Annotated in this window: 1 rRNA gene; it reads right to left on the bottom strand. The window is 54.4% G+C overall.

The window, feature by feature from the left end:
- Window positions 1-881: ribosomal RNA gene (locus USG84_RS24020) — 23S ribosomal RNA — on the bottom strand; the annotation flags it as partial.

Raw genomic sequence — 881 nt, forward strand, 5'->3', positions numbered from 1 at the left:
AGTGAACCGGATTTGCCTGGAACACACACCTACACGCTTAAACCGGGACAACCGTCGCCCGGCTGACATAGCCTTCTCCGTCCCCCCTTCGCAGTAACACCAAGTACAGGAATATTAACCTGTTTCCCATCGACTACGCCTTTCGGCCTCGCCTTAGGGGTCGACTCACCCTGCCCCGATTAACGTTGGACAGGAACCCTTGGTCTTCCGGCGAGCGGGCTTTTCACCCGCTTTATCGTTACTTATGTCAGCATTCGCACTTCTGATACCTCCAGCAGCCCTCACAGGCCACCTTCAACGGCTTACAGAACGCTCCCCTACCCAACAACGCATAAGCGTCGCTGCCGCAGCTTCGGTGCATGGTTTAGCCCCGTTACATCTTCCGCGCAGGCCGACTCGACCAGTGAGCTATTACGCTTTCTTTAAATGATGGCTGCTTCTAAGCCAACATCCTGGCTGTCTGTGCCTTCCCACATCGTTTCCCACTTAACCATGACTTTGGGACCTTAGCTGGCGGTCTGGGTTGTTTCCCTCTTCACGACGGACGTTAGCACCCGCCGTGTGTCTCCCGTGATAACATTCTTCGGTATTCGTAGTTTGCATCGGGTTGGTAAGCCGGGATGGCCCCCTAGCCGAAACAGTGCTCTACCCCCGAAGATGAGTTCACGAGGCGCTACCTAAATAGCTTTCGGGGAGAACCAGCTATCTCCCGGTTTGATTGGCCTTTCACCCCCAGCCACAGGTCATCCGCTAATTTTTCAACATTAGTCGGTTCGGTCCTCCAGTTAGTGTTACCCAACCTTCAACCTGCCCATGGCTAGATCACCGGGTTTCGGGTCTATACCCTGCAACTTAACGCCCAGTTAAGACTCGGTTTCCCT

Source organism: Enterobacter sp. 168J2 (genome assembly GCF_034107265.1).
Lineage (GTDB): Bacteria > Pseudomonadota > Gammaproteobacteria > Enterobacterales > Enterobacteriaceae > Enterobacter > Enterobacter nematophilus.